Genomic DNA, 14,348 nt, shown 5'->3' on the forward strand with positions numbered 1-14,348 from the left:
CGCGCCCGCCGCGGTCTTCGAAGCTTATTGGAGATAATAATAATGAACTGCCTGCAAGCTGCTTCCGCCTTCCGCCACACCCCTTCGCCCCGCGCCCTGCGCCTCACTGACTGCTGAGGTGCGCCATGACAACCACCACAGAACGTAAAGGCATCCACCTGACCCGCTCGTTGAAGAGCCGGCACATTTTCATGCTGTCCCTGGGCGGGGTGATCGGCACCGGGCTGTTCATGGGCTCCGGGGTCACCATCAACCAGGGCGGCCCTTGGGGGGCGATCCTCTCTTACCTGGTGGCCGGGTTCCTGATGTACCTGGTGATGGTCTGCCTCGGCGAACTGTCGGTGCAGATGCCGGTGTCCGGCTCGTTCCAGGCCCACGCCACCAAGTACATTGGCCCGGCCACCGGCTTCATGATCGGCTGGGTCTACTGGATGAGCTGGGCCACCACCGTGGGCCTGGAGTTCACCGCCGCCGGCATGCTGATGCAGCGCTGGTTCCCCGACGTGCCGATCTGGTACTGGTCGGCGCTGTTCGTGGCCTTGCTGTTCGGCATCAACGCCCTGGCCACCCGCGCCTTTGGCGAGGCCGAATACTGGTTCGCCGGGGTCAAGGTGCTGGCGATCCTGAGCTTTATCGTGGTGGGCGCGCTGGTGATCTTCGGCGTCATCGACCTGCCCAGCGGCGCCCCGGCGCCGATGTTCGACAACCTCAAGGGCGACTCCCTGTTCCCCAACGGCCTGCCGGCGGTGTTCGCGGTGATGATGACCGTGGTCTACGCCTTCCAGGGCTGCGAGATCATGGGCGTGGCCGCTGGCGAAACCGACCAGCCGGAAAAAAGCATTCCGCGGGCCGTGCGCAACGTGGTGTTCCGCGTGCTGATCTTTTACGTCTTGGCGGTGATGGTGCTGGCGGCGATCATTCCCTGGCAGCAGGCCGGGCTGGTGGAAAGCCCCTTCGTCCAGGTGTTCGACATGGTGGGCATTCCCTATGCCGCCGACCTGATGAACTTCGTGATCCTCACGGCGATTCTTTCGGTGGGCAACTCCGGGTTGTATGCCTCCACGCGCATCCTCTGGGCCATGTCCAAATCCGGCATGGCGCCCAAGGCCTTGTCGCCACTGAGCAAACAGGGCGTGCCCCTGCGGGCTTTGGCCATCACCCTGTGCTTTGCCCTGATCTCGCTGATGACCAGCTTTATCGCCGCCGACACCCTGTTCATGGTGCTGATGGCCGTGAGCGGTATGGCCGGCACCGTGACCTGGATCGTGATTGCCCTGGCCCAGTACCGCTTTCGTCGCCAGTTCCTGCGTGACGGGGGGCAACTGGAGCAGCTCAAGTACCGCGCGCCGTGGTTTCCGCTGGTGCCGTTGTTGTGCATCGTGCTGTGCAGCTCGTTGTTTGTGTTTTTGGCGCTGGATGAAACCCAGCGGCCGTCGTTGTATTGGGGGTCGGGGTTTATTGCTCTGTGCTATGGCGCCTATTACCTGATGCAGCGTAAACGCCAACTGCAACCTGCCGCCGCCGTGTAGGAGCCGGCTTGCCGGCGAAGGGGGGCGGGAGACATGCAGCGCCTGGGCGGACGCCTTTGTTGGTCTTTGCGGCTAGAGAGGCGGGGTACATATCCATTCGTGCGGGTGTAGCCGTTGGTGGTTTTGCTTTTATGGCGGGGAGTGGGGGGCATATCCGTTGCTGCGGTCGCGGCTGCTTAGGGTTTCGCTCTTACAGCGGTGGGCTGTGTACATATCCGTTGCTGCGGTTACGGCCACTTAGGGTTTCGCCCTTACGGCGACTTACTTTTTTCAAACGCCAAAAAAGTAAGCAAAAACGCTTGCCCCTCCATACGGCCCCTCGCTGGGGCTCGGGGTGCCCTCCCTTCGGCATTGCTTCGGGGGCCCGCCGCCAACCGGCCATCCATGGCCGGGTGGCGGCTAGCTCGGCATCCCTGCCGAGCTGCCCCCTACGCAACGCCTGCGCTCGGCCTGCTGGGAAGGGGCCTGAAGATCAAGATCAAAAGCCAAGGTGCGCAGGCCGGTTCCCTGTAGCCGCTGCCGCAGGCTGCGAACGAGCGCTCGCGCTCGCAAAACCAGGCGGCGCGATAGGTCAGGAATATCGGGGAGGCGGGTTTAGCGTCTCCTGCGACGGAGTGCCGCCCAGAGCGTTCGCAGGCTCAGCAGCGGCTACAGAGTACGTGCGTTCTGTAGCCGCTGCTGAGCCTGCGAAGCTGCGAAAAGGTCCGCAGGACCTTCGACCACCCCAAGAGCAGCATCGCCCTGTGAAGGACAAATGAAACAAGGCCGGCAGGCCGCCGTCAGATTTTGATTTTGATCTGGCTTTTGATCTTTCTGCCCCCTTAAACACGATGGCCGAACGCAGGCATTGATCCGTGGGTAACCCGGCAGGGATGCCGGGTTAGCCGCCACCCGGCCATGGATGGCCGGTGGCGGCGGCCCACGGATCAATGCCGGAGTGAGGGCATGCCGAGCCTAAGCGAGGCACCGAGTGGAGGGGCAGAGCGTTTTGCTTACTTTTGTCTGGGCCGGCATTCCGGATTTTCAAAAGTGAGCCGCTGTAAGAGCGGAACCGTAAGCGGCCGCACCCGCAGGAACGGATATGTACCCAACCCCCGCTGTAAAAGCGAAACCATAAGCCGTCGCACCCGCAGCAACGGATATGCCCACCAATCAGACCGCACCCTCAGGTTCTACGGCCGCCACTCGCCCGAGCGGGAGCAAGCTCCCTCGCCACAAAAACCTCCCCGCTCGCACTTTTGTCGAGGCTTGTTCGAAGTTGTAACAACCCCCACGCAACAACCTCCAATGCCCAGATTTTTACCTAATAAAAACAAAGGGATACTTCAAAAAATCGACCAAAACTCCCCCCAAGCCCCCCAATTGCCGCCTTGTTGAACACTCGTTTAGTATCACCCTCAAGCCACCCCCTCACGCCAACCACAATAATTCGAGGACGCCCATGACCCTTTCATCGTCGCTGCTCAGCCGGATCGAAGCCGGCGTAGCCTGGATCACCCTCAACCGGCCGGCGCAACGCAACGCCCTGGACATCCCGACCCTCAAAGCGCTGCACAGCCTGCTGGACACCTGCAACAGCGACCCCAGCGTCCGAGCCGTGGTACTCACCGGCAGCGGCCGCAGTTTCTGCGCCGGGGCCGATCTGGCGGAGTGGGCCGAAGCCGAAGCCCGCGGCGCCCTGGAAAGCTACGGCTGGACCGAAACCGCCCACGCCTTGATGACCCGCCTGCACAGCCTGGACAAACCCACCATCGCCGCCATCAACGGCACTGCGGTGGGCGCGGGCATGGACCTGAGTCTGTGCTGCGATCTGCGGGTGGCGGCGCAGTCGGCGCGGTTCAAGGCCGGCTACACCAGCATGGCCTACTCGCCGGATGCCGGGGCCAGCTGGCACCTGCCGCGCCTGATCGGCAGTGAACAGGCCAAGCGCCTGCTGTTTCTCGATGAGTTGTGGAGCGCCGAACGGGCCCTGGCCGCCGGGTTGGTGGGTGAGGTGTGCGCCGACGAGCAACTGATCGGCAACGTCGGCGAGTTGGCGGCGCGCTTGGCGGCGGGCCCGACCTTTGCCTTTGCCCAGACCAAGAAGCTGATCCGCCAGGGGGCCGAGCGCAGCTTGCCGCAGCAGTTGGCGGCCGAGCTGGCCGCCGGCCTGCTGTGTGGGCGCAGTGCCGATGGCGCCGAAGCCCTGCGCGCCGCCACGGAAAAACGCCCGCCACGTTTCCAGGGCATGTAGGAGCGGCCGGGCGGCGCTCCGTTTGCCGGCGAAAGGGCCCCTGGGCCATGCGCCCATTTTGTAGGAGCCGGCTTGCCGGCGAAGGCACCCGCAAGAACAGCGCCTCATTCAAGGGCCTGTTCGCCAGCAGGCCGGCTCCTACGGGAAGGAGTTTTTCGGCAGGCCGTCCTGCCCGATCACTGTTTTTTTGCACCGTCACTCACTCACAGGTAGCGCCATGAATTTCCAACTCAGCCAAGAACAAGAAATGCTGGTGGACGCGGTTCGCAGTTTTGTCAGCAAGGAGTTGCTGCCCCACGAAGAGGCAGTGGACCGCGCCGATGAGGTCAGCGCCGACCTCGCCGGGGAGATCCGCAGCAAGGCCATCGCCGCCGGTTTCTATGCCTTCAACATGCCGGAGGAGGTGGGCGGCGGTGGCCTGGATTACCTGTCCCAGGCGCTGATCGAGCGCGAGCTGGCCAAGTGTTCCTGGGCCCTGCATGTGTTCGTTGCCCGGCCGTCGAAAATCCTCATGGCCTGCACCGGCTCGCAGATCGGCGACTACCTGCTGCCTTGCGTGCAGGGGCGCAAGGTCGACTGCTTTGCGCTGACCGAACCCGGCGCCGGTTCCGATGCCAATGCGATCAAGACCCGCGCCGTGCGTGACGCTGGCGACTTCGTGCTCAACGGCAGCAAGCACTTCATCAGCCACGCCGGGCATGCGGATTTCGCCATTGTCTTTGCGGTCACCGGCACCTATGAGCACAACGGCCGCCAGCGCAACGCGGTGACCGCGTTCCTGGTGGACCGCGACACCCCGGGCCTGACCATCCGCCGTGGCCCCAAGTGCGTGAGCAACCGGGGCTACCACACCTTCGAGATGTTCTTCGACGACTGCCGGGTGCCGGCCAACAAGGTGCTGGGGGAGGTGGGCAAGGGCTGGGACGTGGCCAACGCCTGGCTCACCGCCGGGCGGGTGATGGTGGCGGCCAACTGCGTCGGGCAGGCCCAGCGCGCCCTGGATGCCTCCCTGCAATGGGCGGCGGATCGCAAGCAGTTCGGCCAGGCCATCGGCAGTTACCAGGGGGTGTCGTTCAAGCTGGCGGACATGGCCACGCAGATCCGCGCCGCCGAGCTGCTGACCCTGCACACCGCGTGGAAGATGGACCAGGGCAGCATGACCGACGGCGAGGCCGGGATGGCCAAGCTGTTTGCCAGTGAAGTGCTGGGCCGGGTGGCCGACGAGGCGGTGCAGATCTACGGCGGCATGGGCCTGATGGACGAAGGTCCGGTGGAACGCATCTGGCGCAATGCGCGGATCGAGCGCATCTGGGAAGGCACGTCGGAGATCCAGCGCCACATCATTTCCCGTGAACTGCTGCGGCCGCTGATGCGCTGAGCGCCCTGGAGAACTGCCGTCATGTCCCAGACTCTTCGTGACAACCTCAAGCGCCTGCTGGCGCCACGGCATCTGGCCTTTGTCGGCGGGCGCAGCATGGCCCGGGCCCTCAAGCGCTGCGCCGAAGGCGGGTTTGCCGGGCCCATGTGGCTGGTCAACCCGCAGCATGCCGAGCTCGATGGCGTGCCCTGCGTGGCCAGCATCGACCAACTGCCCTGCGGCCCGGACGCGGTATTCGTCGCCACCAACCGTGAGCTGACCCTGACTTGCGTCGGGGAACTGGCGGCCAAGGGCGCGGGCGGGGCGATCTGCTACGCCTCGGGCTTTGCCGAAACCGGCGCTCAGGGCCAGGCCCTGCAACGGCAACTGCTTGCGGCCGCCGGCGACATGGCGCTGCTGGGCCCCAACTGCTACGGCCTGCTGGACTACCTGCACAGCGCCGCGCTGTGGCCGGTGGCCCATGGTGGCAAGCCGGTGGAGCGGGGCGTGGCGGTGCTGACCCAGAGCGGCAACTTTGCCTACAACCTGTCCATGAGCGACCGCTCGCTGCCGGTGGCCTACATGGCCTCGGTGGGCAATCAGGCGCAGCTGGGCATTGCCGAGCTGATGGACGTGCTGCTGGACGAACCCCGGGTCACCGCCATCGGCCTGCACCTGGAAGGCCTGAAGAATGTGCCGGGTTTTGCCCGGGCGGCGCACAAGGCCCTGGAGAAGGGCATTCCGATCATCGCCCTGAAGACCGGGGTGTCGCAGATCGGCGCCGAGCTGGCCTTGAGTCACACCAGTTCGCTGTCGGGATCGGACGCGCTGTACGACGCACTGTTCCAGCGCCTGGGGGTGATCCGGGTCAGCGGCCCGGTGAGTTTTGTCGAGACCTTGAAGGCCGCCTCCTGCGGGCAGTTGCCGGCCGGCCCGCAGCTGATGGCCCTGGCCTGTTCCGGGGGCGATGCCGGGCTGATCGCCGACTACGCCGAACGCAACGGCCTGCAGCTGCCCAAGCTTGCGGCCGGGCAATGCGCCGAGCTGGCCCGGGTGCTGCCCGGCTACGCCAATCTGGTCAACCCGCTGGATTTCACCACCGCCATCTGGGGCGACGCCCAGGCCTTGCAAGCCATGCTCGACACGGCCCTGCGTACCGAGGCCGACAGCGCCATGCTGGTGCTGGATTACCCGGCCGAGTTCACCGGCGAGCGTAAGGAATGCGACCTGCTGCTGGAGCTGTTCTGCGCCGCGCTGCAACGCCACGGCCAGCGCGGTTTTGTCACCTCGGCCTTTCCCGAGCTGCTGCCGGCCAGCGCCCGCGAGCGTCTGCATGCCCATGGCATTCCCGCCTTGCAAGGGGTGGAGGATGGCCTGGCGGCCTGGGGCCGGATCGTCGCCTATCAACGGCGGCGTCCAGCGTTGCTGGCCCTGGGCGAATCGGCCCTGGTGCCGCTGTGCCCGCAGGCCCTGCCCGGTGCCGGGGTGCTGCTGGACGAGTGGCAGTCCAAGCAGGCCTTGCGCGGCTTCGGCCTGAGCATCCCGGACGGGGTGCTGAGCAGCCCCGAGCAGGCCCTGAGCGCGGCGGCTGCGGTCGGTTATCCGCTGGTGCTCAAGGCAGTCAGCGCGCAGTTGCCGCACAAGACCGAGGCCGGGGCGGTGGCCCTCAATCTCAAGGACCCTGAAGCCCTGGGCGCAGCCCTGCGCCTGATGCGCACGCGGGTGGCCGAGCATGCGCCGGGCGTGGCCTTTGAGCGGGTGCTGCTGGAGCCCATGGCCGCGCCACCCCTGGCGGAGCTGATTGTTGGCATCAAGCGCGAGAACGACTTCGGCCTGGCCCTGGTGATCGGTGCTGGCGGGGTGCTGGTGGAATTGCTCAAGGACAGCCGCAGCCTGCTGCTGCCCACCACTGAAGGGGCGATCCGCCAGGCCGTGCTCAGCCTGCGCAGCGCTGCCTTGCTGCAGGGCTTTCGCGGGCGCCCGCTGGCCGATCTCGATGCCCTGGTGGCGGCCATCGGCGCGGTGGCGGACTACGCCTGCGAACACGCCGGGCAATTGCTGGAACTGGATGTGAACCCATTGTTGGTCGGTGCCCAGGGCACCGTCGCGGTCGATGCGTTGATTCGCCTTGGCCAGGCTTGAGGAGAGAGACATGCACGATCAGACCTTGACCGGTGGCCAGGCCCTGGTGCGCCTGCTGGCCGGCTACGGCGTCGACACGGTGTTCGGCATTCCCGGGGTGCACACCCTGGAGCTGTATCGCGGCCTGCCCGGCAGCGGCATTCGCCATGTGCTGACCCGGCATGAGCAGGGCGCGGGCTTCATGGCCGACGGTTACGCCCGGGTCAGTGGCAAGCCCGGGGTGTGTTTCGTCATCAGCGGCCCGGGGGTGACCAACGTCGCCACGCCCATTGGCCAGGCGTACGCCGACTCGATTCCGCTGCTGGTGATTTCCAGCGTCAACCACAGCGCCAGCTTGGGCAAGGGCTGGGGCTCGCTGCATGAAACCCAGGACCAGCGCGCCATCACCGCGCCTATCACCGCCTTCTCGGCCCTGGCCCTGAGCCCGGAAGACCTGCCGGAGCTGATCGCCCGGGCCTTTGCCGTGTTCGACAGCGAGCGCCCGCGCCCGGTGCACATCAGCGTGCCCCTGGATGTGCTGGCGGCCAGGGTCGCCCGGGACTGGACCGGCGAGGTGCGCCGGCGTCCCGCCCGTGGCCCGGCCGCGGCGGCAGATATCCAGCAGGCGGCCGACGCACTGCGCAATGCCAAGCGGCCGATGATCATTGCCGGCGGCGGCGCGCTGCATGCGGCCGAGCAGTTGCGGGCCTTGAGCACGCGCCTGGGCGCGGTGTTTTTCAGCAGCGTCGCCGGCAAGGGCCTGCTGCCGGACGAGGCGCCGCTCAATGCCGGGGCGACCCTGTGCGTGGAGCCCGGCTGGCAGCTGATCAGCCAGGCCGATGTGGTGCTGGCGGTGGGCACCGAGATGGCCGACACCGACTACTGGCGCGAACGCTTGCCACTGAACGGCGAGCTGCTGCGCCTGGACATCGACCCGCGCAAGTTCAATGACTTCTATCCGTGCGCGGTGGCTTTGCACGGTGATGCCCGTGCCACCCTGGATGCCTTGCTCCAGGCCTTGCCAGCCACACCGGCCGAAGCCGGGGCGGCGATTCACGCGGTGGCCGATCTGCGTCAGGCGGTGCACAACGGGCAGGGGCCCTTGCAACAGATTCACCGTTCGATCCTGCAACGCATTGCCGCCGAGCTGCCGGAACACGGCTTTATCGCCAGCGACATGACCCAGCTGGCCTACAGCGGCAACTACCTGTACCCGAGCCGGGCCACCCGCAGCTGGCTGCACCCCACCGGCTACGGCACCCTCGGCTATGGCTTGCCGGCGGGGATCGGCGCCAAGCTCGGTGCCCCCGAGCGTCCGGGGCTGGTGCTGGTGGGCGACGGCGGTTTTCTCTACACGGTGCAGGAGCTGGCCACGGCGGTGGAGGAGCTGGACAGTCCGCTGGTGGTCTTGCTGTGGAACAACGACGCCCTGGGGCAGATCCGCGACGACATGCTGGATCTGAACATCGAGCCCATTGGCGTGCTGCCGCGCAACCCGGATTTTGCCGCCCTGGCCCGAGCCTTCGGTTGCAGCGTCAGCCAACCCGCCAGCCTCGACGAGTTGCAGCAGGCACTGCGCGACGGCTTTGCCCGCAACGGCCTGAGCCTGATCGAACTCAAGCACGCCTGTGCGCGCTGACCATCCCTTTTTGCCTGGAGCCTGAGCATGCGCTTTTCTCAACTGACCCAACGTATTGCCGGAGACGGCGCCGCCGCCTGGGACATTCATTACCGGGCCCTGGCCAAACGCGAACGTGGCGAAGAGGTCTGGTTGCTGTCGGTGGGCGACCCGGATTTCGACACGCCGCAACCCATCGTCCAGGCGGCCATCGACAGCCTGCAGGCCGGCCATACCCATTACGCCGATGTGCGCGGCAAGCGCGCCTTGCGCGAGGCCATTGCCCGCCGTCATCAGCAGCGCAGCGGGCAAGTAGTGGAGGCCGAGCAGGTGGTGGTGCTGGCCGGCGCCCAGTGCGGCCTGTACAGCGTGGCCCAGTGCCTGCTGGACCCGGGCGACGAGGTGATCGTGGCCGAGCCGATGTACGTCACCTATGAAGCGGTGTTCGGCGCCTGCAATGCCCAGGTGGTGCCGCTGCCGGTGCGGGCCGAGGACGGTTTTCGGGTGCAGCCCGAGGCGGTGGCGGCGCGCATCACCGGCAAGACCCGAGCCCTGGTGCTCAACAGCCCGCACAACCCCACGGGGGCCAGCATCCCCCGGGCCACCTGGGAGGCCCTGGCGGCGCTGTGCATCGAGCATGACCTGTGGCTGATCTGCGACGAGGTCTACAGCGAGCTGCTGTACGAGGGCGAACATGTCAGCCCGGCTAGCCTGCCGGGCATGGCCGAGCGCACCGCGACCCTCAACAGCCTGTCCAAGTCCCACGCCATGACCGGCTGGCGCCTGGGCTGGGTGGTGGCGCCGACGGCCCTGGCCGCGCACCTGGAAAACCTCGCCCTGTGCATGCTCTACGGCTCGCCGGAATTCATCCAGGACGCCGCCATCGTGGCCCTGGAGCAACCCTTGCCGCAGTTGCGGGAGATGGCCGAGGCCTATCGCCAGCGCCGCGATCTGGTCTGCGACTGCCTGGCCGATTGCCCCGGTGCCCGGCCGCTGAAGCCGGATGGCGGCATGTTCGTCATGGTCGACATCCGCGCCACCGGGCTCAGCGCCCAGGCCTTCAGCCAGCGCCTGCTGGACGAGCAGGGCGTCTCGGTACTGGCCGGCGAAGCCTTCGGCCCCAGCGCCGCCGGGCATATCCGCCTGGGGCTGGTGCTGCAGCCGGATGACTTGCGCGAAGCCTGCCGGCGCATTGCCCTGTGCGCCGAACACTGCCTGAGCCGCCGCGTTGCCCCCGCCACTTTGCCCACCGTTTGAGGAGTCTTCATGAAGGTACTGATCGTTCACGCCCACCCCGAACCGCAATCCTTCACCGCCGCCCTGCGCGACCAGGCCCGCAGCACCCTGGAGGCCCAGGGGCACCAGGTGCAGGTCAGCGACCTGTACGCGATGAACTGGAACCCGGTGGCCAGCGCCGCCGACTTTGCCGCCCGGGATAATCCGGAGTACCTGGTGTACGCCCTGGAGCAACGCCTGGGGGTGAAGAACCAGAGCATCGCCGCCGACATCCAGGGCGAGCTGGACAAGCTGCTGTGGGCCGACCTGTTGATCCTCAACTTCCCGGTGTTCTGGTTCTCGGTGCCGGCCATGCTCAAGGGCTGGATCGACCGGGTGCTGGTGTCCGGGGTGTGTTATGGCGGCAAGCGCTTCTATGACCAGGGCGGGCTGGCGGGCAAGAAAGCCCTGGTGACCCTGACCCTGGGCGGACGCGAGCACATGTTTGGCGAAGGCGCGATCCATGGACCGCTGGAGGACATGCTGCGCCCGCTGCTGCGGGGTACCTTGGCCTATGTCGGGTGCGAGGTGCTGGAACCGTTCGTGGCCTGGCATGTGCCCTACATCAGCCAGGAAGCCCGAGAAGATTTCCTGCACAGCTACCGTCAACGCCTGCAGCACCTGGCGAACGACCAACCCCTGGTCTTCCCGCGCCTGGACCAATTCGACGAAGCCCTGCATCCACTGCCCCTGTAGCCGCTGCCGCAGGCTGCGAACGGCCCGTAGGGACGCAGGGTTCTCAAGAACGATAGAGGTTTGGCAGGCGATCGTCAGGCAAGGTCCTGCGGACCTTTGCGCAGCCTCGCTAAGGCTCAGCAGCGGCTACAGGATTCGCCGCGTTTCGTGTAGCCGCTGCCGCAGGCTGCGAACGGCCCGCAGGGACGCAGGGTTCTCAAGAACGATAGAGGTTTGGCAAGTGATCGTCAGGCAAGGTCCTGCGGACCTTTGCGCAGCTTCGCTAAGGCTCAGCAGCGGCTACAGGATTCGCCGCGTTTCGTGTAGCCGCTGCCGCAGGCTGCGAACGGCTCCGCAGGAGACGCAGGGTTCTCAACAGCGATAGAGGTTTGGCAGGCGATCGTCAGGCAAGGCCCTGCGGGCCTTTTCGCAGCCTCGCTAAGGCTCGGCAGCGGCTACAGGATTCGCCGCGTTTCGTGTAGCCGCTGCCGCAGGCTGCGAACGGCTCCGTAGGAGACGCGGGGATCTTGAGGCTGCCCAAGATCGTCAGGCAAGGCCCTTTGGGCCTTTGCGCAGCTTCGCAGGCTCAGCAGCGTCTACAGGGGCGGCGACTCTATGGGGCGCTCAGAAGCGCAGGGTTGCGCCGGTGGTCAGCCAGCGGTCGCGGTCTTCGGTCAGGTGCTGGCCCAGGATCAGGTCCAGGTCCAGGTGCTGCCCCACGTGCAGGCGTGGGCCAGCCTGCCAGCCTTGTTCGCCACCGCGCTGGCCGTAGCGCTCGGCAATCAGGGTCAGGCTCGGCATCAGGTCGTATTCCACACCGGTGCCCCAGGTCCAGCGGTGGTTCTGCTCGCCATCGTCGTAGGCGTGGGTCCAACCGGCATTCAGGTTCAGCCGCAGGCTGTCGCTGGCGCTGAAGGTCAGGGGCAGGGCGAGGTCGCCGCCGTCGAAGCTGTGGTGGCGGTTCAGGGCCCAGTGGGCGGAGCCGGCCAGGGCCAGTTGCAGGCCCAGGTCTTCGCGGTTCAGCAGTTGGACCTTGATCTGTGGACTGAGCTGGGTTTCGCCGTGATCGTCGGCCTGCTGGCGCTGTACCGCGGCTCCCACTTGTACCCAGGGCAGTTGGCTGAAGGTGCAGGCCGGGGCAATCACGCTGTTGTGGCTGGAGCCCTGGTGCCGGGTGCTCTGGTACCAGGCATCGACGTTGCATTCCCCGGGGGCGTTGATGGCGCCGTCATCCACCACGTAGGCGCCGCCGGCGGCCTGGGCCTTGGAGCACAGGGCCAGGGTCGCGGTGGCCCCGGCGGTGAGGGCGAGGAACAGCAGGTTGCGTTTGAGCATGCGGCTTTTCGCGGCAGGCAGGGTGTGGCCCCAGGAGGCGCAACGCGAGGAGCGATGTGGGCGGTGCTTGGACATGGCAGGTCTCGTTCTGTTGGGGCGCCGGACCGTTTGGTTGGGGAGCCGGCGCGGGTGGGTGCTGCGTGGGGTGTTTACTGGGCGTCCACCGAAAGGGTCTGGATGCCGCGGACCCGGGCCTGGGCCAGCAGCTCTTCGGTGTCTTCCCCGCCGGGCAGGGCGAGGACGATGTCCGGGCGGCTGTCGGCCAGCATGAAGCTGTTGCGCAGGCGCTCGGCGTGTTTGCCGTGCAGTTGCCAGTTGGGCGGGTAGCGGACGATGTGGGCCCCGGTTTCCCGGGCCCAGTCCTCGATGTGAGCACCGAGGAACTGGCTGCCGCCGTGGATCACCACCCGCACTTCGTGCAGGCGCTGGAAGGCTTCCAGGACCCGGCGGCACAGGCGGCTGTCGGCGTAGTAGCGGCCGGCGCAGATCAGGACGCGCATGGGGTGTCCTCCTTGAGCCCGGCCACGGGATGCTCGGCGCCCGGCGCTTCGGCCAGCGGCTCGCTGAGGTAGCCGTGCTCGATGTCGCGCTCACCGGCGCGCTCCAGGGCCGGGTAGGCCAGGGCGGCGATGTGGTGGTGGACCCGGCGGTAGTCCCGCAGCAGGCGCTGGAAGATGTCCCCGGATTCGGCCCAGGCGCTCTGGTCTTCGCGCAGTTGGCGAAAGTGCTCGCGGCCGGCGGCGGCTTCCAGGCGCCGCACGTTTTCCTTGCGTGCCAGCAACTGGTGGGCGGTGGGCAGGTCTTCGCGCAGGAACACGGTGATGGCCAGGCTCAGGCTGTCCAGCAGCTCCTGGTGCAGCGGGTACAGGGTGCCCAGCTCGAACTCGGAGAAGGCTTCGCCTCGGCGCAGGCGGCGCACCGCCAGTTGCGCCAGGCTGGTGGCGAGGATGTCGCCGGCGTGCTCCAGGTTGATCACCAGCAGCAGGATCTCCTGGGAGCGGTCGGCGTCCTGGTCGCTGATGCCTTCCTTGCCGACGTCCGCCAGGTAGGCGCGGATGGCCGCGCTGAGCAGGTCCAGGGACTGATCGATGTGCCGCACCTGCTCGGCATGGGCGATGCTTGAGGTGCGAAACAGCTGCAGCACCCGGTCGAGCATGCTCGAAAGCATGTCGGCCATGCGCAGGGCTTCGCGGGCGGCGTTGGCCAGGCCGATATTGGCCACTTCCAGGCCGGCCTGGTCCAGGTACAGCGGCATGCCCGGGTCGGTGACCGGGGCGGGGGCCGGCAGCAGCCGGGTCAGCAGTTTGCCCAGGGGCTGGGTGAAGCCAATGAACAGCAGGGCCAGGACCAGGCTGAAGGCGCTGTGCAGGTAGACCACCAGCAACTCCGGTGCCAGGGCCTGCACCGCCTCCAGGCGGGCCAGGGCGGTGATCCACGGCAGCACCAGGGCCACGCCCAGCAGGCGCACCAGCAGGTTGCCCAGGGGCAGGCGCCGGGCCACGTTGCCGCTGGCGCTGAGCAGGGATGGCAGGGTGCCGCCGAGGTTGACCCCCAGCACCAGGGCCATGCTGGTGGCCGGCGACAGCAGGCCGGTGCCGGCCAGGGAGGCGATCAGCAGCACCACCGCGACGCTGGAGTGGCACATCCAGGTCAGCAGCATGGCCACCAGCAGCGCCAGCAGCAGGTCGCCGTCGAGGCTGGTCATCACCAACTGGAACACCGGGGTGCTTTCCACCGCGCCCAGGGTGGCGCCGAGCATGCCCAGGGCCAGCAGCATCAGGCCCAGGCCGATCAGCGCGCAGCCGATGCTTTCAAAGCGCGAGTCGTCCCGCAGGCGCAAGGTCAGGAAACCCGTCAGCAACAGCACCGGGGCCAGCAGCGACAGGTCGAGGCTGAGCAGCTGGACCACCAGGGTCGAGCCGATATTGGCCCCGAGCATGACCGCCAGCGCCGGGGCCAGGCCCAGGGTGCCGGCGGCGGTAAAGGAGCTGGCCATCAGGCTCACCGCGGTGCTGCTTTGCAGCACGCCGGTGATGCCGACGCCGCACAGCAGCGCCAGCCAGCGGTTGTTCAGGTGTTGTCCGAGCCAGTGCCGCAGCGGGCTGCCGAAGCCGCGCAGCAGGGATCCGGAAATCATCTGCGAGCCCCAGAGCAGCAGGGCGATGGCCCCGGCCAGGTTGATCAGAAGTGTGGTGCCCGACATGA

10 protein-coding genes are annotated in these 14,348 nt (G+C 67.1%); 7 read left to right on the forward strand and 3 right to left on the reverse strand.

The genetic code is table 11. The features are described from left to right. The first annotated feature begins 125 nt into the window (after positions 1–125). The 7 genes from PST29_RS13855 (at position 126) to PST29_RS13885 (ending at position 10,829) form a co-directional block, all read left to right on the forward strand. Complete coding sequence (locus PST29_RS13855; protein WP_060843406.1) at positions 126–1,529, forward strand: amino acid permease; 1,404 nt, start codon at positions 126–128, stop codon at positions 1,527–1,529. Positions 1,530–2,970: 1,441 nt separating this feature from the next. After that, complete coding sequence (locus tag PST29_RS13860) at positions 2,971–3,762, forward strand: enoyl-CoA hydratase/isomerase family protein (RefSeq protein WP_060843407.1); 792 nt, start codon at positions 2,971–2,973, stop codon at positions 3,760–3,762. 217 nt (positions 3,763–3,979) lie between these two features. After that, complete coding sequence (locus tag PST29_RS13865; protein WP_060843408.1) at positions 3,980–5,140, forward strand: acyl-CoA dehydrogenase family protein; 1,161 nt, start codon at positions 3,980–3,982, stop codon at positions 5,138–5,140. A 21-nt stretch (positions 5,141–5,161) separates the two neighbouring features. Further along, entirely contained in the window at positions 5,162–7,261 is a 2,100-nt protein-coding gene (locus PST29_RS13870; protein ID WP_060843409.1) for an acetate--CoA ligase family protein, read from the forward strand. Positions 7,262–7,271: 10 nt separating this feature from the next. Beyond that, entirely contained in the window at positions 7,272–8,879 is a 1,608-nt protein-coding gene (locus PST29_RS13875; protein ID WP_060843410.1) for a 5-guanidino-2-oxopentanoate decarboxylase, read from the forward strand. Positions 8,880–8,906: 27 nt separating this feature from the next. Further along, entirely contained in the window at positions 8,907–10,115 is a 1,209-nt protein-coding gene (locus PST29_RS13880) for a pyridoxal phosphate-dependent aminotransferase (RefSeq protein ID WP_060843411.1), read from the forward strand. 9 nt (positions 10,116–10,124) lie between these two features. Further along, a complete protein-coding gene (locus PST29_RS13885; protein ID WP_060843412.1) occupies positions 10,125–10,829 on the forward strand; it encodes an NAD(P)H-dependent oxidoreductase in 705 nt (234 codons plus the stop codon). Between the two features lie 603 nt (positions 10,830–11,432). On the opposite strand, the gene PST29_RS13890 is transcribed toward PST29_RS13885, so the two are convergent. From PST29_RS13890 to PST29_RS13900, 3 genes are all read right to left on the reverse strand, one after another. Then, positions 11,433–12,218: a hypothetical protein gene (locus tag PST29_RS13890; RefSeq protein ID WP_060843413.1), complete on the reverse strand. Its 786-nt coding sequence runs from the start codon at positions 12,216–12,218 to the stop codon at positions 11,433–11,435. Between the two features lie 74 nt (positions 12,219–12,292). After that, complete coding sequence (locus PST29_RS13895; protein ID WP_060839003.1) at positions 12,293–12,643, reverse strand: DUF2493 domain-containing protein; 351 nt, start codon at positions 12,641–12,643, stop codon at positions 12,293–12,295. Continuing rightward, positions 12,631–14,346 carry a Na/Pi cotransporter family protein gene (locus PST29_RS13900; RefSeq protein WP_060843414.1) on the reverse strand — a complete coding sequence of 572 codons (1,716 nt, stop codon included), beginning with the start codon at positions 14,344–14,346 and terminating at the stop codon, positions 12,631–12,633. Before PST29_RS13900 ends, PST29_RS13895 begins: the two co-directional genes overlap by 13 nt. Positions 14,347–14,348 lie beyond the last annotated feature (2 nt).

Source organism: Pseudomonas sp. St29 (genome assembly GCF_001547915.1).
Lineage (GTDB): Bacteria > Pseudomonadota > Gammaproteobacteria > Pseudomonadales > Pseudomonadaceae > Aquipseudomonas.

Coding starts and splice junctions, on each gene's coding strand:
- PST29_RS13855 (WP_060843406.1), top strand. CDS start 126: ATGACAACCACCACAGAACGTAAAGGCATCCACCTGACCCGCTCGTTG.
- PST29_RS13860 (WP_060843407.1), top strand. CDS start 2,971: ATGACCCTTTCATCGTCGCTGCTCAGCCGGATCGAAGCCGGCGTAGCC.
- PST29_RS13865 (WP_060843408.1), top strand. CDS start 3,980: ATGAATTTCCAACTCAGCCAAGAACAAGAAATGCTGGTGGACGCGGTT.
- PST29_RS13870 (WP_060843409.1), top strand. CDS start 5,162: ATGTCCCAGACTCTTCGTGACAACCTCAAGCGCCTGCTGGCGCCACGG.
- PST29_RS13875 (WP_060843410.1), top strand. CDS start 7,272: ATGCACGATCAGACCTTGACCGGTGGCCAGGCCCTGGTGCGCCTGCTG.
- PST29_RS13880 (WP_060843411.1), top strand. CDS start 8,907: ATGCGCTTTTCTCAACTGACCCAACGTATTGCCGGAGACGGCGCCGCC.
- PST29_RS13885 (WP_060843412.1), top strand. CDS start 10,125: ATGAAGGTACTGATCGTTCACGCCCACCCCGAACCGCAATCCTTCACC.
- PST29_RS13890 (WP_060843413.1), bottom strand. CDS start 12,218: ATGTCCAAGCACCGCCCACATCGCTCCTCGCGTTGCGCCTCCTGGGGC.
- PST29_RS13895 (WP_060839003.1), bottom strand. CDS start 12,643: ATGCGCGTCCTGATCTGCGCCGGCCGCTACTACGCCGACAGCCGCCTG.
- PST29_RS13900 (WP_060843414.1), bottom strand. CDS start 14,346: ATGTCGGGCACCACACTTCTGATCAACCTGGCCGGGGCCATCGCCCTG.